The sequence below is a fragment of the Yersinia sp. 2542 StPb PI genome, from assembly GCF_048593855.1.
Lineage (GTDB): Bacteria > Pseudomonadota > Gammaproteobacteria > Enterobacterales > Enterobacteriaceae > Yersinia > Yersinia enterocolitica_E.
On the sequence record NZ_JAZGQA010000116.1, the window covers coordinates 1 to 15,154 of the forward strand.

Genomic DNA, 15,154 nt, shown 5'->3' on the forward strand with positions numbered 1-15,154 from the left:
GTTTTTATAAAATGGAAAGGTGGTTTGACATGGATGGATATGCTTATTCTATTTGGTAATAACACAGGAGTTGTGGCATTAGCATGATGTTACAGCTGGCAGAGAAAATAGGAAAAACCACCCCGCCAAAGGCGCAGTGGTTAGTATGATATTCGTTATTTAGCGCCAGTGATTAGCGGTAAGCTTCATTTTTAGTCACGGAATAACGGCCACTACCCAGTAGCATGATAGCGACACCACCGAGGAAATACATAGCTTCGTTTTCCAAACCCCAGGCACCGACTTGGGTCAGGGTAAAGAATTTCCCCGTACCGACCATTAATACTGCAACCAACAGGTTAACGGCGTAAACGAACGCCGCAGGGCGGGTAAACAGACCAAGAATAATCAGGATCGGGGTGACAATTTCGCCGATGTAAACGCCATAGGCGACAAAACTGGGGATGCCTTGCGCCTGTAAAGACGCGGCTATCCAGCTGGTGCCATGCTGAATTTTGGCTACACCATGAAATAACATCAAGACACCGAACGTTAGGCGTAATAGTAGTTTGCCGCCGTTAGGATGGTCTGTTAATCGAGTGAACCAGAGATTAAGTGTTGCGAGCATATATATCCTTATTAAAAAAGAAAATAACCGGATAATAACTAGGATTAATTACTCTCAGTATCGTCAGATAAATCTTATTTGCCTAGCGGATAAATCTGACGAAGTGTATCAAAAAAATTGATATAAACTAATTCTCATTACCATTAGCAATATTCTATTTCTGAATAAGTCATGCTATTCATACAATGAAGGCGCGCCTTCTGGCCGGGTCTTAAAACGCCGGTGTAGCCACATATATTGGTCGGTGGCTTGGGCAATCTCTTTTTCGACCACTTTATTCATAAACGCGGCCGCCGCCACTTCATTATCTACCGGGAAGTTCTCTACCGCGGGTTGCAACAGCAGTTGATAACCTTTGCCATTAGGTAAACGACGCGGCGTGAAAGGAATAATTGCCGGTTTACCCATACGCACCAGCAGGTAAGTCCCAGTGGTGGTTGCCGCTTGATCGACAGCGAACAAGGGCACAAATACGCTGCTGCGCGGACCGTAATCGTGATCCGGCGCATACCAGATAATTTCGCCTTGTTTTAGGCTGCGGATCATTCCTTTCAGATCTTTGCGGTCTAACATGGCTTTATTTGAACGCATCCGGCCCCAAGTCTGCATCCAGTCCATGGCTTTATTATCATGCGGGCGATAGACACCGATGCCCGGATTGTAGATTCCGAAGATGCGGGCACCCAGTTCCAGCGTAAGAAAATGCAAGCCGATCAATAAAATCCCTTTGCCTTCCTCTCGCGCTTGTTGAATGTGCTCTAGACCACTAACGCTACACCAGCGCTCAATGCGCCAGTTCGGCCAAAACCAAGCCATGCCCGTTTCAAATAACCCCATCCCCACCGATTCAAAGTTCTTAACCAGCAGTTCATCGCGTTCAGCCTGTGGCATATCAGGAAAGCACAACTCGAGATTACGCTGTGTTATCCGTTTACGCCGTTTGAGAAAACGCATAGAAAAGCGGCCAAGGGAGGTACCCAGGACATAGATAACCGGGTAGGGGAGCAACACCAATAGATAGAGGATACCAAGGCCAAGCCAGGTCAGCCAATAACGAGGGTGTAGCAGTGAGCGTTCAAAAGAAGGAACTTGCATATCTGTTCTCTGCGTTATTGTAATTCAGTCGGACAGTTAACTATTTACTCTTGATAGCGGACATGTGGTTCTTTAACGAACCTCAATAGGCAGTTGCCGGTCATCCATACCAACGTATTCATCTGTCATTTAAGGTAGACTATTGTGACATTTTTAGTGGCTTACAGGAAAACAGACCGCACCAAAAAGCCATTTTTATGCCTTTTGGTTGAAGTTTCCGCCGATTAAATCACCTATCTGATGGTTAAATAACCATGATTGAATTTGGCTATTTGAACGGATTCAGTAAGCTGACTAACTCAGCCAGACTGCTAACCGCCATCTTTTCCATTACTTTAGCCCGATGCACTTCTACGGTTCTGACAGACACACAAGCTTTGTCGGCGATATCCCGATTAATCAAACCCTGCATAACCCATTGCGCAATCATCTGTTCCCGTGGCGTCAGCGAGGCATAACGCAGTTGTACCTGTCGGCGGGCCGTCAACTGCTCTGTGTGCTGCAAGCCCTGCTGTAAGGCGGTAATCAGCGGCGCTGTCGCGACTGGTTTTTGTAAGAAATCAACCGCCCCCAGTTTCATCTGCTCAACCGCCTGCGGCACTTCTCCATGGGCGGTAAGGAATATGACGGCCAGCGTGCTGTCTCGCTGGCGCATCTGGTTATAGACTTGCGTACCATCTAGCAGCGGCATACGAATATCGAGCAGTAATACACCAGATTGATATAAATCAGCCTGGGCCAGGAAACACTCACCGTCATGCCATACCTTCACTTTGTAACCCAGGCTTTCCAGCAAAAAACGGCAAGCGTCGGTGACGGCAATATCGTCATCAAGTAGATGAATCAGTGACAAGAGTAAGCTCCTTGCTTGGGTTAAGTGGCAGTGTCAGGGTAACGCGTAGTCCAATCTTATCATTGGCGGCCAGGTGGTTAAGTAGTGCCAGATTTCCGCCCTGGCGACAGATCAATCGCTGGCAAATGACCAGACCGAGACCGAGGCCNTCACTTTTGGTGGAACGAAATGGGGTAAAAGGTTGGTTGAGCTGTTCGGCCGTCAGGCCACCGGCATCATCTTGCAAAATTAATATTGCCACATCGGCTTGCTGATAAGCACTGAACCATAACTGGTGGGCACCGGCCTGCAAACTGTTAGTGATCAGATTACACAAGACCTGATCGAGCAGCGTGGGCGGTAAATGCAGCGCTAATGATGCTTCGATATCAGTGTGCAACGTGCAACACGGCGCGGGATTGGTGGCTGCCAGTAACTGCCAGAGGTGATTAACCAAGGCAGGCAATGGCTGGCAGGTGGCAGAGCTGTTCGTGGCAGGCTGTTTTCCTGCCCACAGCCGTAAGTTAGCAATGGTATCAGCCCCGCGTTGGGCCTGATGGCTGATTTGATTCAAAATGGGCAGTAATGAGTGATCAGCCTGTTCCCGTTGCAGGCGAATAGCGCAACCATCGGCGTAATGCTGAATAGCGCTGAGCGGCTGATTTAGTTCATGAGCAAATCCCGCGGCCATCTCACCGAGAATACTCAGGCGCTGAGCTTGTTCCAACGCACTTTCCCTAGCCCTAAGTTGCTGGTGAAGTTGCTCCAATTGCTGGCTGCGGCGACGCACCAGAAACGCCACCCAGATATGATTGGCCGCGAGCAATAACAGAATCACCGCGATGGCGACGATCAACAGCCGATGCTGTTGCGCCCAATCAAGAGTTTGTTGCCAGAATTGCGGCTGTTGGGGATGTTGATTAATTGAACGTAATAAACTTTCGACCTGACTGGTGGAGGAGGGCGCACCCCATTGTGGTGTTTTGTCACCATCGGGGCTGAGCAAAATCCGCGTAACATTATCGGCTAATTCATCCGGTACCTGTGATAACGCGGCAAACGACCAATTCGGGTATAACTCGCTGCTGCTCAGGCATGGAATGGCGGTTTTCTTCGCCAATAGCGGCTTAAAGTCAGCAGTATGCGCTAATCCTTCTGCCTGCATATCTTCCAGCAGGCAGGTAGGCACAATAGCCGCGGAGATAGCGCGATCACGCAGCAGATAAATTAACGCATCCACCGGGAAGCCAGAAAAATGCAATTGAAAATCCCGTTCTGGTTGTAGCCCCGCATCGCGTAGCACTTTGTATCCTAATAAGTAACCGCCAAAGGCATCGGGAGAGACGGCACCAACGCGTTTGCCAATCAACCCTTGGGGATTATGGATATCACTGTCCGCGCGTACCAGAATAACACTACCGATCACATTGCGGCTGGTGCTGTCTGGCTCATGACTGGAACGCAAAGAGACCAACCAACGCAGAGGATAGTGGTTATCAATTTGCACATATTGCGCCGGATTGGTCAGCAGAAAATCAACTCGGTTCTGCTGCACCGCACTTTTCATCGCATTTAAATCCAAGGCTAATAACTGAAAGTGCTGCCCAGGCAAGTGCTGATTAAGGCGATCGGCCAACGGTTGCCAATGTGCTAGCGCCTGAGCATCACCGCGTAATGCCAGCACGCCAATGGTCCAATCATTGGCATGGGCGGTTGAAAACCACCAAAACAGCACTATCACCAGCCCTCTGAAACTCATGCATGTTCCTTTTTATGATCCCCGTCGCAGTGCGCAATTGTCCTGGATCAAGTCCTTAAAGGGAATGTGGAAAACCACAATAGGGCTTCTGCTCGTCGATTTCTACAATCCTTGAATTAAGAGCATTGTTATTAAGCAGATGAGAAGAAAAATGGATCAAGGAAAAAGAGCATTTCTACAGCGGCTCGGGGTGTTAACTGCTGGCGCAGCATTGGTGCCATTGGCGGATGCGGGCTGGCGGATGGAACCGGCACGCAAACAAGGTGATATCAAACGGCGCTACGCCATGTTGATTGATTTGCGCCGCTGTATTGGTTGCCAGGCATGTACTGTCAGTTGCGCGATTGAAAACCAACTGCCACAAGGCCAGTTCCGTACCACAGTTAATCAGTATCAAATTGCCCTGTCTGGGGCAGAAAGTGTCACCAATGTATTGCTACCCCGCCTGTGTAACCACTGCGATAACCCGCCTTGCGTGCCAGTCTGCCCGGTACAGGCCACTTATCAGCGCCAGGATGGCATTGTGGTTGTCGATAATACCCGTTGTGTTGGTTGTGCATACTGTGTTCAGGCTTGCCCGTATGAAGCTCGTTTTATCAATCACAGTACCCAAACTGCGGACAAGTGTACTTTTTGTGTTCATCGTCTGGATGTTGGATTGCTGCCTGCTTGTGTGGAGTCTTGTGTCGGCGGGGCGCGGATTATCGGTGATTTACGCGATGGCAACAGTATATTGCGCCAAATGCTGCTGCAACATGCCGCTGACATCAAAGTGCTGAAACCGGAGCAAGGCACTCACCCTCAAGTGTTTTACCTCGGGCTAAATGACATTTTTACCCGACCATTGCAGGGCCAACCCGCGCTCTGGCAGGAGGTACACCCATGATCCGTGAAATTTTAGCCCGCCCACAAGATATCGCCTGGTTGCCTTGGGCGGTGCAGTATTTCTTTTTCATCGGACTGGCTTGTAGTGGCGTGTTGTTTGCCTGCTGGCAACGGATGTTCTCTCGCCATCAGCAGAATCCATTGGAGTTTGCTGCACTGATGTTGGCGGCGACTGCGGTGGTGGTTGCGCCATTGGCGCTCAATGCGGACCTACATCAACCGGCCCGCGTCTGGCACTTCTATGCCCACTTTACGCCGTGGTCGTGGATGTCATGGGGATCTCTTTTCTTACCCTTGTTTACCCTGCTGGTGTTGTCCTATTTTCTGGCGCTGACCTACAGCCGATTGCGGGCAAAACCATTAGCGCGATTATTGACAGGATTAGCCGGACTCTGTGCGTTTTCTGCTATCACTATTTTGCTCTATACCGGCCGCGAGGTGTCAATCCTGCGCGCCCAACCCCTGTGGTTTAGTTTATGGTTGCCACTGTTTATCTTCCTGACGGCCTGGCAGGCGATCCCGCCTTTACTGGCTACCTGGCTATGGCGTGAGCCGCACTATCAGGTGTCATTGGTGCGCTGGCAACTCATCAATTTAATGATGCTGGCGTTGGTTACTGTGCTGTGGGCCAGTGGTGATAATGCCTCGGCACAAGCTCTGCGCTACTGGGCTATGCATGCCCAGACTCTGGCAGCATTTCCTGTGGTGCTGTGGCTATTGCTTTTGGCAATGGCGCTGTTCAACAGGAAAAAAACCTTATCAAGCGGGATGGTAGTGGCTCAGGCACTGGCAGCCCTGACGTTGTGTTGGTCGGTACGTTGGCTATTGCTGATGCACACTCAAACGTTGCCTAAATACAATGTGTTAACCAATCCCTATTCGTTGCCGCTGGGGAGTGAAGGATTGCTGGCCGTGGTGGGTACATGCGGATTATGGATAGCGGTGATTATTGCTAGCCGTGAAGGTGTCAGATGGCTTGAACAACAATTCTCAAGTGAAAAAATAGTCTCAAGTGAAAAAATAGTCTCAAGTGAAAAAACAGTTTCAGGCGAGAAAACAGTGGAAGGAGAAATGCATCATGGCTAAGTCTACACGGCGTCAATGGTTAAAAGGCAGTTTAGCCTTGGGCGGAGTGGTTGCATTTGCTGCCAGTTATCATGCTGTGGCACGCAAAACATTGGCTGGCCTGATTGATGGTAGTGCCGGAAAGCTTACACTCGATCCTGTTAGTGCCAACGCATTAGCACCAGAAGGACGTATTGGGCAGCAGTGGCAGGCCAATCCGCAACAAGCGGTTTCAATGACACAATGTTTTGGTTGTTGGACCTTGTGTGGCTTACGGGTGCGAGTCGATACCCAGCACAATAAAATCCTGCGCATCGCCGGTAACCCTTATCATCCGTTGTCTCATGACCACCATTTTCCGTATCAGTTACCACTAAGTGAAGCGCTGCAACGTTTAGGTGGAGAGTCAGGCATGGCCGGGCGTTCAACGGCCTGCGCGCGCGGCGCGACGCTATTAGAGGGGGTCGATAGCCCTTATCGTATTACCGAGCCAATGAAGCGCGCCGGGCCACGGGGCAGTGGCAAATGGCAGCGTATCAGCTTTGAGCAATTGGTGGCGGAAGTGACCGAAGGCGGTGATCTCTTTGGCGAGGGGCCGGTTGAAGGGTTGCGGGCTATCCGTGACCTGATTACCCCCATTGATACTCAGCAGCCCTCATTGGGGCCGAAAGCCAATCAGTTACTGGTGACTAATGCCGGTGATGATGGGCGCGATGCTTTTATCCGACGCTTTGCTCATCAAGCGTTCGGCACTAAAAATCTCGGTAGCCACGGGGCATATTGTGGTTTGGCGTATCGTGCCGGTTCAGGTGCGTTGATGGGGGATTTAGATAAAAATGCCCATGTTAAGCCAGATTGGGATAACGTCCGTTTTGCCCTATTTTTGGGGACGTCGCCCGCACAATCTGGCAACCCATTTAAGCGGCAAGGGCGTCAGCTAGCCAATGCTCGCCAGCGTGATGATTTCAATTATGTGGTGGTCTCCCCCGCGTTGCCACTGACAACCACATTGGCTAATCAGCATAACCGCTGGGTTCCCGTGTTGCCGGGGACGGATGCGGCACTGGCAATGGGGATGATTGGTTGGATTATCGAACAGAATCGTTTTAACCACACTTATTTGTCCGCTCCCGGTGAGGTCGCCATGCAAGCGGCGGGTGAGCGCAGCTGGACCAATGCCAGCCATCTGGTGATAACCACTGAAACCCATCCCTTGGCAGGCCAGTTCCTACGTGCCAGCCAGCTAAGTGGTGAGTCAGTGGCCGAAGCTGAAGAGAGTCCGGTATTAGTGCAAGTGGCTGACGGTACATTGCAGCCTGCTGCACTAGCATTACACGCTCAATTGTTCGTCACGCGCGAAGTCACCTTACATGATGGTCAAATTGTGCAGGTGCAATCAGGTATGGCGTGTTTGCGGCAAGCGGCAGAGCGTTTTACTCTGGCAGAATACAGTCAGCAATGCGGCGTCCCAGCAGAAACGATGGTTGGTTTGGCGAAAGAGTTTACTGCTTACCAGCGTCAGGCGGCGGTTATCTCCCATGGTGGCATGATGGGGGGTAACGGTTTTTATACCACTTGGGCGGTCATGATGCTCAATGCCCTGATTGGTAACTTGAATCTTAAGGGTGGGGTTTCGGTTGGGGGTGGCAAGTTTGATGGTTTTGCTGATGGTCCTCGCTATCAGTTAGCCACTTTTGCTGGAATGATAAAACCAAAAGGCTTACCGCTATCGCGCAGCAAGCAGCCCTATGAACAATCGCAAGAGTATCAGCAAAAGATTCAGCAGGGTCAGCCTGGCTATCCGGCCCGTGGCCCATGGTATCCCTTTGTCGGTGGGCAATTGACCGAACAATTGGCACCGGCATTGGCGGGTTATCCCTATCCGCTTAAGGCATGGATTAGCCATATGACTAATCCGCTGTACGGGGTCGCGGGGCTGCGTAACTTGATTGAGGCGAAACTACAAGATCCACGTCAATTGCCGCTGTTTATTGCCATTGATGCTTTTATGAATGAAACCACCGCATTGGCTGATTATATCGTACCGGATACCCATAATTTTGAGAGTTGGGGATTCAGTGCGCCCTGGGCCGGGGTACTGGTAAAAGCCAGCACGGCCCGCTGGCCTGTGGTGACATCACGTACTGCTCGCACGGCTCAAGGCGAGCCGATGGCCATGGAGAGCTTCCTGATTGCAGTGGCCAAGGCATTGCAATTACCGGGGTTCGGTGCCAATGCGATGCAGGACAGCCAGGGAAACAATTTGCCGCTGGAGCGGGCCGAGGATTACTATTTACGGGCCGCGGCCAATATTGCTTATGGCGGTGAAAAACCACTGCCACCAGCCTCTGATGAAGAACTGAAATTAACCGGCGTCGATCGCTTATGGCCCGACTTACAACGCAGTCTGCATATTGATGAGCAGCGCCGAGTGGCTTACCTGTTGGCGCGTGGTGGGCGTTTTGCGCCTTATGAGAAAAGTTGGAATGGCGATGCCACCGGGCCGCAGTGGAAAAAGCCACTGCAAATCTGGAACGAAAATGTCGCGCAACATCACCATGCGATTACCGGCGAGCGTTATAGCGGCTGTCCGACTTGGTATCCACCTCGTCTGGCAGACGGTTCCGATGTCTTTACCCATTATCCGGCAACTGACTGGCCTTTGCGCTTGATGTCCTTCAAGTCTCATCTCATGAGCAGTTCTACTGCGATGATTGAGCGTTTACGCGCGGTCAAACCCACCAATTTGGTGGCGATTAATCCAACCGATGCTCAGCGCTACGGGATACAGCACGGTGACAGTGTGCGCCTGATGACCCCCGGTGGTCAGATGGAGGTACAGGTAAGTTTATTGGATGGTGTTATGCCTGGTGTGGTTGCTATTGAACATGGTTATGGACATCGCGAGATGGGTGCCAGAACACATTCGTTGGATGGTGTTATCATGGCGTCAGACCCGCGTATTGGTCAGGGGAGCAATCTGAATGACTTGGGGTTTACTGATCCAACGCGAGAAGTCCCCAATACCTGGCTGGATTGGGTCAGTGGTGCCGCGGTCCGGCAAGGGCTACCCGCCAAATTGGAAGTGATTAGCTAACAGGCTATCAATTTTGACTTAAATCCCTCTCAATTGAAGAGGGATTTTTATTTCTGCGTTATGATATTTCCGATGTATAAATGAGTTTCATTCATTCTTATCGGAGAGCCGTCGATGGCAGTAGCAAGACTCAGTGCGGGTTTATTGGTCGTCGGTGGCATATTGGGTTATATGGGGGCTTACTGGCAAACCCTCTCTTTGCTGATTGCTGCCGGAGTTGCCTTACTCACTGGGATCGTTCTTTCCGCTTTTACTGATAGTGATTACCGCTAAAGATGTTACGCAGTAATGTTTCAGGTATTATATGCGCCGCACGGGCTGCCCGTGGTGAAACATCAGTTCTATTGTGCAATGAATTAACGTGATTAGCTGTCTAATGAATTACCTAACGCATTGATCAGTAATTAAATTTTTATCAGTAACCTCTTCGAAAGACAGGAACGTACACCATGCCAGTGTTACATAACCGAATTTCTAATGAGGAACTTAAAGCGCGCATGTTGGCTGAAACCGAACCGCGCACCACAGTTTCTTTTTATAAATATTTCACTCTGGAAGATGCCAAAACCTTCCGTGACGACCTCTATAGTCAATTTGTTAAACTCGGCGTGTTTGGTCGGGTTTATGTGGCTAAAGAGGGGATCAATGCACAAATCAGTGTGCCCGCTAATCGTTATGATGAGTTCAAAACCGCGTTGTTTGCCGCACATCCTGCGCTGGATCAGGTGCGGCTGAATGTGGCTCATGAAGATGATGGGAAGTCATTCTGGGTGCTGCGCATGAAAGTTCGCGAACGCATTGTGGCGGACGGTATTGATGACGAGAGTTTCGATCCCAGTAATATAGGACATTATCTGAAGGCCGATCAGGTCAATCAGATGATTGATGATCCCGATACTTTGTTTGTTGATATGCGCAATCACTATGAGTACGAAGTGGGCCATTTCGAAAATGCTATTGAAGTCCCTTCTGATACTTTCCGTGAGCAATTGCCAATGGCGGTTGATATGCTGCAACATGACAAAGAGAAAAATATTGTTATGTATTGCACTGGCGGGATTCGCTGTGAAAAAGCCAGCGCCTATATGCTGCACAATGGCTTCAAAAATGTTTATCACGTTGAGGGCGGTATTATCGAATATGCCCGTAAAGCAAAAGAACAGGGGTTGCCGCTGAAATTTATCGGTAAAAACTTTGTTTTTGATGAGCGGATGGGGGAGCGGATCTCTGATGATGTGATAGCCCACTGCCATCAGTGCGGTACACCTTGCGACACGCATACCAACTGTAAGAATGATGGCTGCCACTTACTATTTATTCAGTGTCCGACCTGTGCGGCAAAGTTTGCTGGTTGCTGTAGTGATATCTGTCAGGAAGAGCTGAAGTTGCCGCAGGAAGAGCAACGGTCCCGCCGTGCTGGGCGCGAAAACGGCATCAAGATTTTTAATAAATCGAAGGGATTGTTGCAAACTACCATGCACATTCCGATGCCAGAAAAGAGCACAGATAAAAAATAGTCGTAGGGTTAACCTACTGGATGTACTATTAAAGTTAGACGTTGTCGGTTATTTTATTCGATAGCGTCTTTTTTATGCCATTTTTAGAGCAATGGCGATTCCAATACAAGGATTGATAATGACAATACCTGGAGTGAGTAGCCAAGGGCTACGGTTAGTCACGATGCTGGCTATGCTGGTAGTGATTATGGCGGGAATTAAAGCGTCATCGCCGATCGTGGTTCCATTCTTGTTGGCTATATTTCTTGCTATCGTATTAAACCCTTTAGTGAAACTGTTGGAGAAAATAAGAATTCCCCGCACCTTAGCTATTGTCTTATTGGTTAGCATTATTATTTTACTCATGGCATTGCTCTTTAGCCGCCTGGGTTCTTCATTAAATGAGTTTGCCCGCTCGTTGCCGCAATATCGTGGCATGATGCTGGAAAAAATGCGCGACCTGCAAGAGTTTGCAATGCGCTTTAATATTGAGTTCTCGGTGGATGACATTATGAAGCATGTCGATCCTAGCACCGCGATGAACTTTGTGACCCGTCTCCTGAGCCACCTTTCTGGTGCCATGGCTAGTATGTTCTTACTGCTGATGACGGTGGTCTTTATGTTGTTTGAAGTGGAACGACTGCCTTATAAAATGCAGTTGATGTTTGATAACCCAGAGCAAGGGAATGCGATTCTCAAGCGTGCACTAAATGGTGTCACTCATTATCTGGTGATCAAGACGGTTATTAGCATTGCGACGGGGATTGTTATTTGGTTATTCCTGGCAGCGATGGGGGTCAGATTCGCTTTCCTTTGGGGGCTACTGGCTTTCGTCCTCAATTACATTCCTAATATCGGCTCCGTATTGGCGGCTATCCCACCCATCGTTCAGGCACTGTTGTTTAATGGTTTTGCTGATGCTTTTGCCGTTACCTGCGGGTATATTTTGATTAACCTGATTGGTGGCAATATTATTGATCCACGGATGATGGGGCGTGGTTTGGGTCTATCAACCTTGGTGGTGTTCTTATCCTTGATTTTTTGGGGGTGGCTACTCGGGCCGATTGGTATGCTGCTTTCCGTTCCATTAACCATTATTGCCAAAATAGTATTAGAGTTAACACCAGCCGGTTATAAAATCGCCGTGTTATTGAGTGATGGCAAACCGGCCAAGGTAGAGTAGTGCAAACTGCGGATATCGTATTTATTGCTGGGCCACAGGTGGGAAGCTATCTGGTGGCCCGGCCAGAAGAGGTAGAGAAAACGCGTTAATAGAAAAAGAAATAAATATCCAGAGCTAACAGAATCAGCCACAAACAGATATAGAGCAGTAGATGTTCCCGTACATTATTGATAACCATCGATAGCAATTTATTTAACATGCAGGGTGCCTGAGGCTAGAATCATCGTCCATTATAAGGATTTTTACTTTTATAAACAATAAGCTGGCAGGCTAAATTCCTGAGTTACAGCATGATAAAATAAATCATTTCTTGGGATAATATGGGCATTGTGGTGCGAATGGAAAAGATTGATATGTATTGGTGATATTAAGTGAAATGTAACCGATTCTTTAACTGTAAGCGATAACTCACTATATTAATCCGGTTACATTATTTGTTAAGAACAAAAATCATATATACAGAAAATTTACTGAAAGGGAATGCTCCCTTTATTGCGACTCTCTATACACCAACGCCTTAGTATAAATATTTAAACACATTGTAAATAAAGCATAATTCCAAACGGTTTCTGACTTTTATTTTTTCGGTAATATGCCGTTTATGCGAATAAACTGTACTGTCACTAATATTTAACTTCCTGGCAATGCGGTAATTGGGCATCTCCATCATCCAGTAGCACATGACTTTATGCTCTTGTGGACTGAATAGGGATGCTGGACAGGGGGGATATGGCTTACCGATACCCTCACTTGAAAAGTCCGATAGTCTTTGTAACAACGCCGGTAAGCGTCTTTTAGCCAAAATAGAGACAGAATCTGTCAGGGGTATCGGCGTTTCACTAAACGGATATGACGCATCCAGATAAATATAAACTTTAGCCCGCAGGCAACAACTCAAAAATTGTGCTAATAACGGGCAATGTCCACCATAGCGACAATATTGGGTAAGGTTAACAATAATGACCTCAGGATCAAACTCATGAACAGCTAATGTAGCCTGTTCCACCGTAGGAACATCCATTAAATCGAGATATGAAGCGTTATTTAAATAAGTATTTACCCCTGATCGGGTATAAAAACATTCATCGATAATTAATATTTTCATGTGGCATACATCCTTGTCTAACAGCAACCATACCTGGCCGCATACAAGGATAAAGTAATCCCCTGATGCCTAAAACGTCAATTCGGGATTCACGATTGTTTTTAGCGGCTTTTACGAATATAAGACTCTGCTAATTATTAAATTTGCGGCGTTTTATATTAATAATGAAGTGAAAATGAGAGTGAGATATACCGATGACTGAAATAAAAAGAAACAGTCATCGGTAACAATCAAGTGCTGAACTCGCAGGTTACCGCATTACGGTTTGGCGAAGCGGGATAGCGAAAAGGCTGAAATATCAATAGGTGAGGATTTATCTTGTGCGAAGAGCGCAGCGACTTCCCCCAATGCAGTTGCAAACTTAAATCCATGGCCACTTAAGCCTGTTACCACCATGATATTTTTGTTATCGGGTAATGTATCGATGATAAAATCTTCATCCGGGCTCATGTCATAACTGCATGCCGCGCCGTGCAGACAGACACCCACTCCCGGTAAGAAGTTACGTAAAAAGCCAAATACTTCGGTTCCATCCTCGGCATAACTGCCAAAGGGCTTACGTTGTGCCGCCGTTTCAATAGGCTGACCACCATTATGTTTGCCTAGTTTTAACTCGTCATTTTGCGAGGGGAAGCCGTAATAATGGATATTATCCGGTGTCTCGACGGTGAATGCCGGGAAATGATTCCCTTCGCTATAGCGGCCATCGGCATGGTGCCATGAAAACACTTTACGTATGGCGGTCACCGGTAATTCGGGTAACAGCTCTTTGATCCAGGTTCCGGCGGTGACAATCACTTTCTTAGCACTGTAGGTACCGTCTATAGTCACGACATCTACACCACCATCCAGCGGTTCGATAGCAGTAACCGGACAATTGAATAAAATACCGCAGCCTGCTTCTGTGACGGCTTTAATCAGCGTTTTAATCGCCAATTCAGAACGTAGATAACCTGATTGCGGTTCGAACACTCCAATATAATTATCCGGTACGGTAAATACTGGCCACTTTTCACGGATCTGGGCCGCGTTTAAGGTTTCAACCGGCAAGTTATATTGTTGAGCGCTGTGCTGCGCATTTTGCAGGAAAATAGAGTCATCTGGCCCAAGATTAAGCACGCCACTGGCCTGAAATAATGATTCACCTGTTTGAGCTGATAACTGGTCCCATAATGTTTGGGCACGCAAAACTAAGGGAACATATTTCTCACCTTCGCCATAGGCATGGCGAATGATCCGTGTATCACCATGGTGACTGCCTGCTTGATGAGGCGGCATGGCACTGTCAATCATCAGTACGTTTAAACCGGCTTGTGACGCATAGTAACCTGCGGCAGAGCCGACCGAACCGCTACCAATGACAATTAGATCATAATCCATATTTTGCATCCCGGGGAATATCGCCACCTGGCTTTTTCAATAGGGTTTGTGCTAGCAATGTGTATTTATCGCGGCAATAACCCGAACGATTTAAATTAAAGGTAGCAACAGTGCTGATAAAAATTAAAACGATAGTAATAGCACGGGACCGAGAGGAGAAAAAGCGCTGTTAGCCATAGGGGGTGGGAATGGTTAATAAAAAGGCACTAAGTGATATTCACTCGTGCCTTTTTTGGCGAACATTAAACTCGTTTTCTGGTGGAAAAAAATTAATGTTTACGGTGATCGAGATCTTGATATTCCGATGACTCAATTTTAGCAATGCCTGCTTCTAAGATATTTATTAATTGGCGTGCAACATCGGTGGTTAACCAGAGCGTTCTATCAACCAGCGCATCTTCTGGCGGTTGATCCATGGAAGACAGGTAATGAAGACGTATCATCATAGCGTCGTATACATCTACAGTGCTGATATCCCAGCCTACAAGCGGGTGAGTCTGAATAACTTCATCATTTCTGTCCATAAAGACCCCTTATATAGTAGTTACTGACTGGAGTGACTAATGAGGATCAATGCGGCTCATTATCAAGTGAGCTTTTTCAGTATACGCAACCGCCGATAAATTTGGAGATTATCGCAAGATCTTTAC

14 protein-coding genes are annotated in these 15,154 nt (G+C 48.0%); 6 read left to right on the forward strand and 8 right to left on the reverse strand.

The genetic code is table 11. The features are described 5' to 3' along the window. Positions 1-172 precede the first annotated feature (172 nt). The 4 genes from V1952_RS14270 to ttrS form a co-directional block, all read right to left on the reverse strand. On the reverse strand, positions 173-607 hold the full coding sequence (locus V1952_RS14270) for a DoxX family protein (protein ID WP_083158503.1): 435 nt from the start codon (positions 605-607) through the stop codon (positions 173-175). Between the two features lie 174 nt (positions 608-781). Then, on the reverse strand, positions 782-1,702 hold the full coding sequence (locus V1952_RS14275; protein ID WP_420074961.1) for a Kdo(2)-lipid IV(A) acyltransferase: 921 nt from the start codon (positions 1,700-1,702) through the stop codon (positions 782-784). Between the two features lie 268 nt (positions 1,703-1,970). After that, positions 1,971-2,555: a tetrathionate respiration response regulator TtrR gene (gene ttrR / locus V1952_RS14280; protein ID WP_420071096.1), complete on the reverse strand. Its 585-nt coding sequence runs from the start codon at positions 2,553-2,555 to the stop codon at positions 1,971-1,973. Next, entirely contained in the window at positions 2,533-4,293 is a 1,761-nt protein-coding gene (gene ttrS / locus V1952_RS14285) for a tetrathionate respiration histidine kinase TtrS (RefSeq protein WP_420074962.1), read from the reverse strand. Before ttrS ends, ttrR begins: the two co-directional genes overlap by 23 nt. A 151-nt stretch (positions 4,294-4,444) precedes the next feature. Between ttrS and ttrB the strand changes: the two genes are divergently transcribed. From ttrB to V1952_RS14315, 6 genes are all read left to right on the forward strand, one after another. Continuing rightward, entirely contained in the window at positions 4,445-5,179 is a 735-nt protein-coding gene (gene ttrB, locus V1952_RS14290) for a tetrathionate reductase subunit TtrB (protein ID WP_372559287.1), read from the forward strand. Beyond that, on the forward strand, positions 5,176-6,264 hold the full coding sequence (gene ttrC / locus V1952_RS14295; RefSeq protein WP_372559286.1) for a tetrathionate reductase subunit TtrC: 1,089 nt from the start codon (positions 5,176-5,178) through the stop codon (positions 6,262-6,264). The genes ttrB and ttrC overlap by 4 nt, the downstream gene beginning before the upstream one ends. Then, a complete protein-coding gene (gene ttrA, locus V1952_RS14300) occupies positions 6,257-9,340 on the forward strand; it encodes a tetrathionate reductase subunit TtrA (RefSeq protein WP_420074963.1) in 3,084 nt (1,027 codons plus the stop codon). The genes ttrC and ttrA overlap by 8 nt, the downstream gene beginning before the upstream one ends. Before the next feature lie 114 nt (positions 9,341-9,454). Continuing rightward, on the forward strand, positions 9,455-9,613 hold the full coding sequence (locus V1952_RS14305) for a hypothetical protein (RefSeq protein WP_372559284.1): 159 nt from the start codon (positions 9,455-9,457) through the stop codon (positions 9,611-9,613). A gap of 176 nt (positions 9,614-9,789) precedes the next feature. After that, positions 9,790-10,857: a rhodanese-related sulfurtransferase gene (locus V1952_RS14310; protein ID WP_372559283.1), complete on the forward strand. Its 1,068-nt coding sequence runs from the start codon at positions 9,790-9,792 to the stop codon at positions 10,855-10,857. Between the two features lie 118 nt (positions 10,858-10,975). Continuing rightward, positions 10,976-12,019 carry an AI-2E family transporter gene (locus V1952_RS14315; RefSeq protein WP_420074964.1) on the forward strand — a complete coding sequence of 348 codons (1,044 nt, stop codon included), beginning with the start codon at positions 10,976-10,978 and terminating at the stop codon, positions 12,017-12,019. 85 nt (positions 12,020-12,104) lie between these two features. On the opposite strand, the gene V1952_RS14320 is transcribed toward V1952_RS14315, so the two are convergent. From V1952_RS14320 to bssS, 4 genes are all read right to left on the reverse strand, one after another. Next, positions 12,105-12,218 (reverse strand): DUF2770 family protein, encoded by a 114-nt coding sequence (locus V1952_RS14320; protein ID WP_005183270.1) that lies wholly within the window; start codon positions 12,216-12,218, stop codon positions 12,105-12,107. 318 nt (positions 12,219-12,536) lie between these two features. Beyond that, a complete protein-coding gene (locus V1952_RS14325) occupies positions 12,537-13,124 on the reverse strand; it encodes a response regulator transcription factor (RefSeq protein WP_420074965.1) in 588 nt (195 codons plus the stop codon). Positions 13,125-13,382: 258 nt separating this feature from the next. Beyond that, on the reverse strand, positions 13,383-14,504 hold the full coding sequence (solA, locus tag V1952_RS14330; protein WP_420074966.1) for an N-methyl-L-tryptophan oxidase: 1,122 nt from the start codon (positions 14,502-14,504) through the stop codon (positions 13,383-13,385). A 269-nt stretch (positions 14,505-14,773) separates the two neighbouring features. Continuing rightward, positions 14,774-15,028 (reverse strand): biofilm formation regulator BssS, encoded by a 255-nt coding sequence (gene bssS, locus V1952_RS14335; protein ID WP_032813201.1) that lies wholly within the window; start codon positions 15,026-15,028, stop codon positions 14,774-14,776. Positions 15,029-15,154 lie beyond the last annotated feature (126 nt).

Bases quoted from the DNA above. Each gene is read 5' to 3' on its own strand.
- V1952_RS14270 (WP_083158503.1), bottom strand. From the start codon at position 607: ATGCTCGCAACACTTAATCTCTGGTTCACTCGATTAACAGACCATCCT.
- V1952_RS14275 (WP_420074961.1), bottom strand. From the start codon at position 1,702: ATGCAAGTTCCTTCTTTTGAACGCTCACTGCTACACCCTCGTTATTGG.
- ttrB (WP_372559287.1), top strand. From the start codon at position 4,445: ATGGATCAAGGAAAAAGAGCATTTCTACAGCGGCTCGGGGTGTTAACT.
- ttrC (WP_372559286.1), top strand. From the start codon at position 5,176: ATGATCCGTGAAATTTTAGCCCGCCCACAAGATATCGCCTGGTTGCCT.
- ttrA (WP_420074963.1), top strand. From the start codon at position 6,257: ATGGCTAAGTCTACACGGCGTCAATGGTTAAAAGGCAGTTTAGCCTTG.
- V1952_RS14305 (WP_372559284.1), top strand. From the start codon at position 9,455: ATGGCAGTAGCAAGACTCAGTGCGGGTTTATTGGTCGTCGGTGGCATA.
- V1952_RS14310 (WP_372559283.1), top strand. From the start codon at position 9,790: ATGCCAGTGTTACATAACCGAATTTCTAATGAGGAACTTAAAGCGCGC.
- V1952_RS14315 (WP_420074964.1), top strand. From the start codon at position 10,976: ATGACAATACCTGGAGTGAGTAGCCAAGGGCTACGGTTAGTCACGATG.
- V1952_RS14320 (WP_005183270.1), bottom strand. From the start codon at position 12,218: ATGTTAAATAAATTGCTATCGATGGTTATCAATAATGTACGGGAACAT.
- V1952_RS14325 (WP_420074965.1), bottom strand. From the start codon at position 13,124: ATGAAAATATTAATTATCGATGAATGTTTTTATACCCGATCAGGGGTA.
- solA (WP_420074966.1), bottom strand. From the start codon at position 14,504: ATGGATTATGATCTAATTGTCATTGGTAGCGGTTCGGTCGGCTCTGCC.
- bssS (WP_032813201.1), bottom strand. From the start codon at position 15,028: ATGGACAGAAATGATGAAGTTATTCAGACTCACCCGCTTGTAGGCTGG.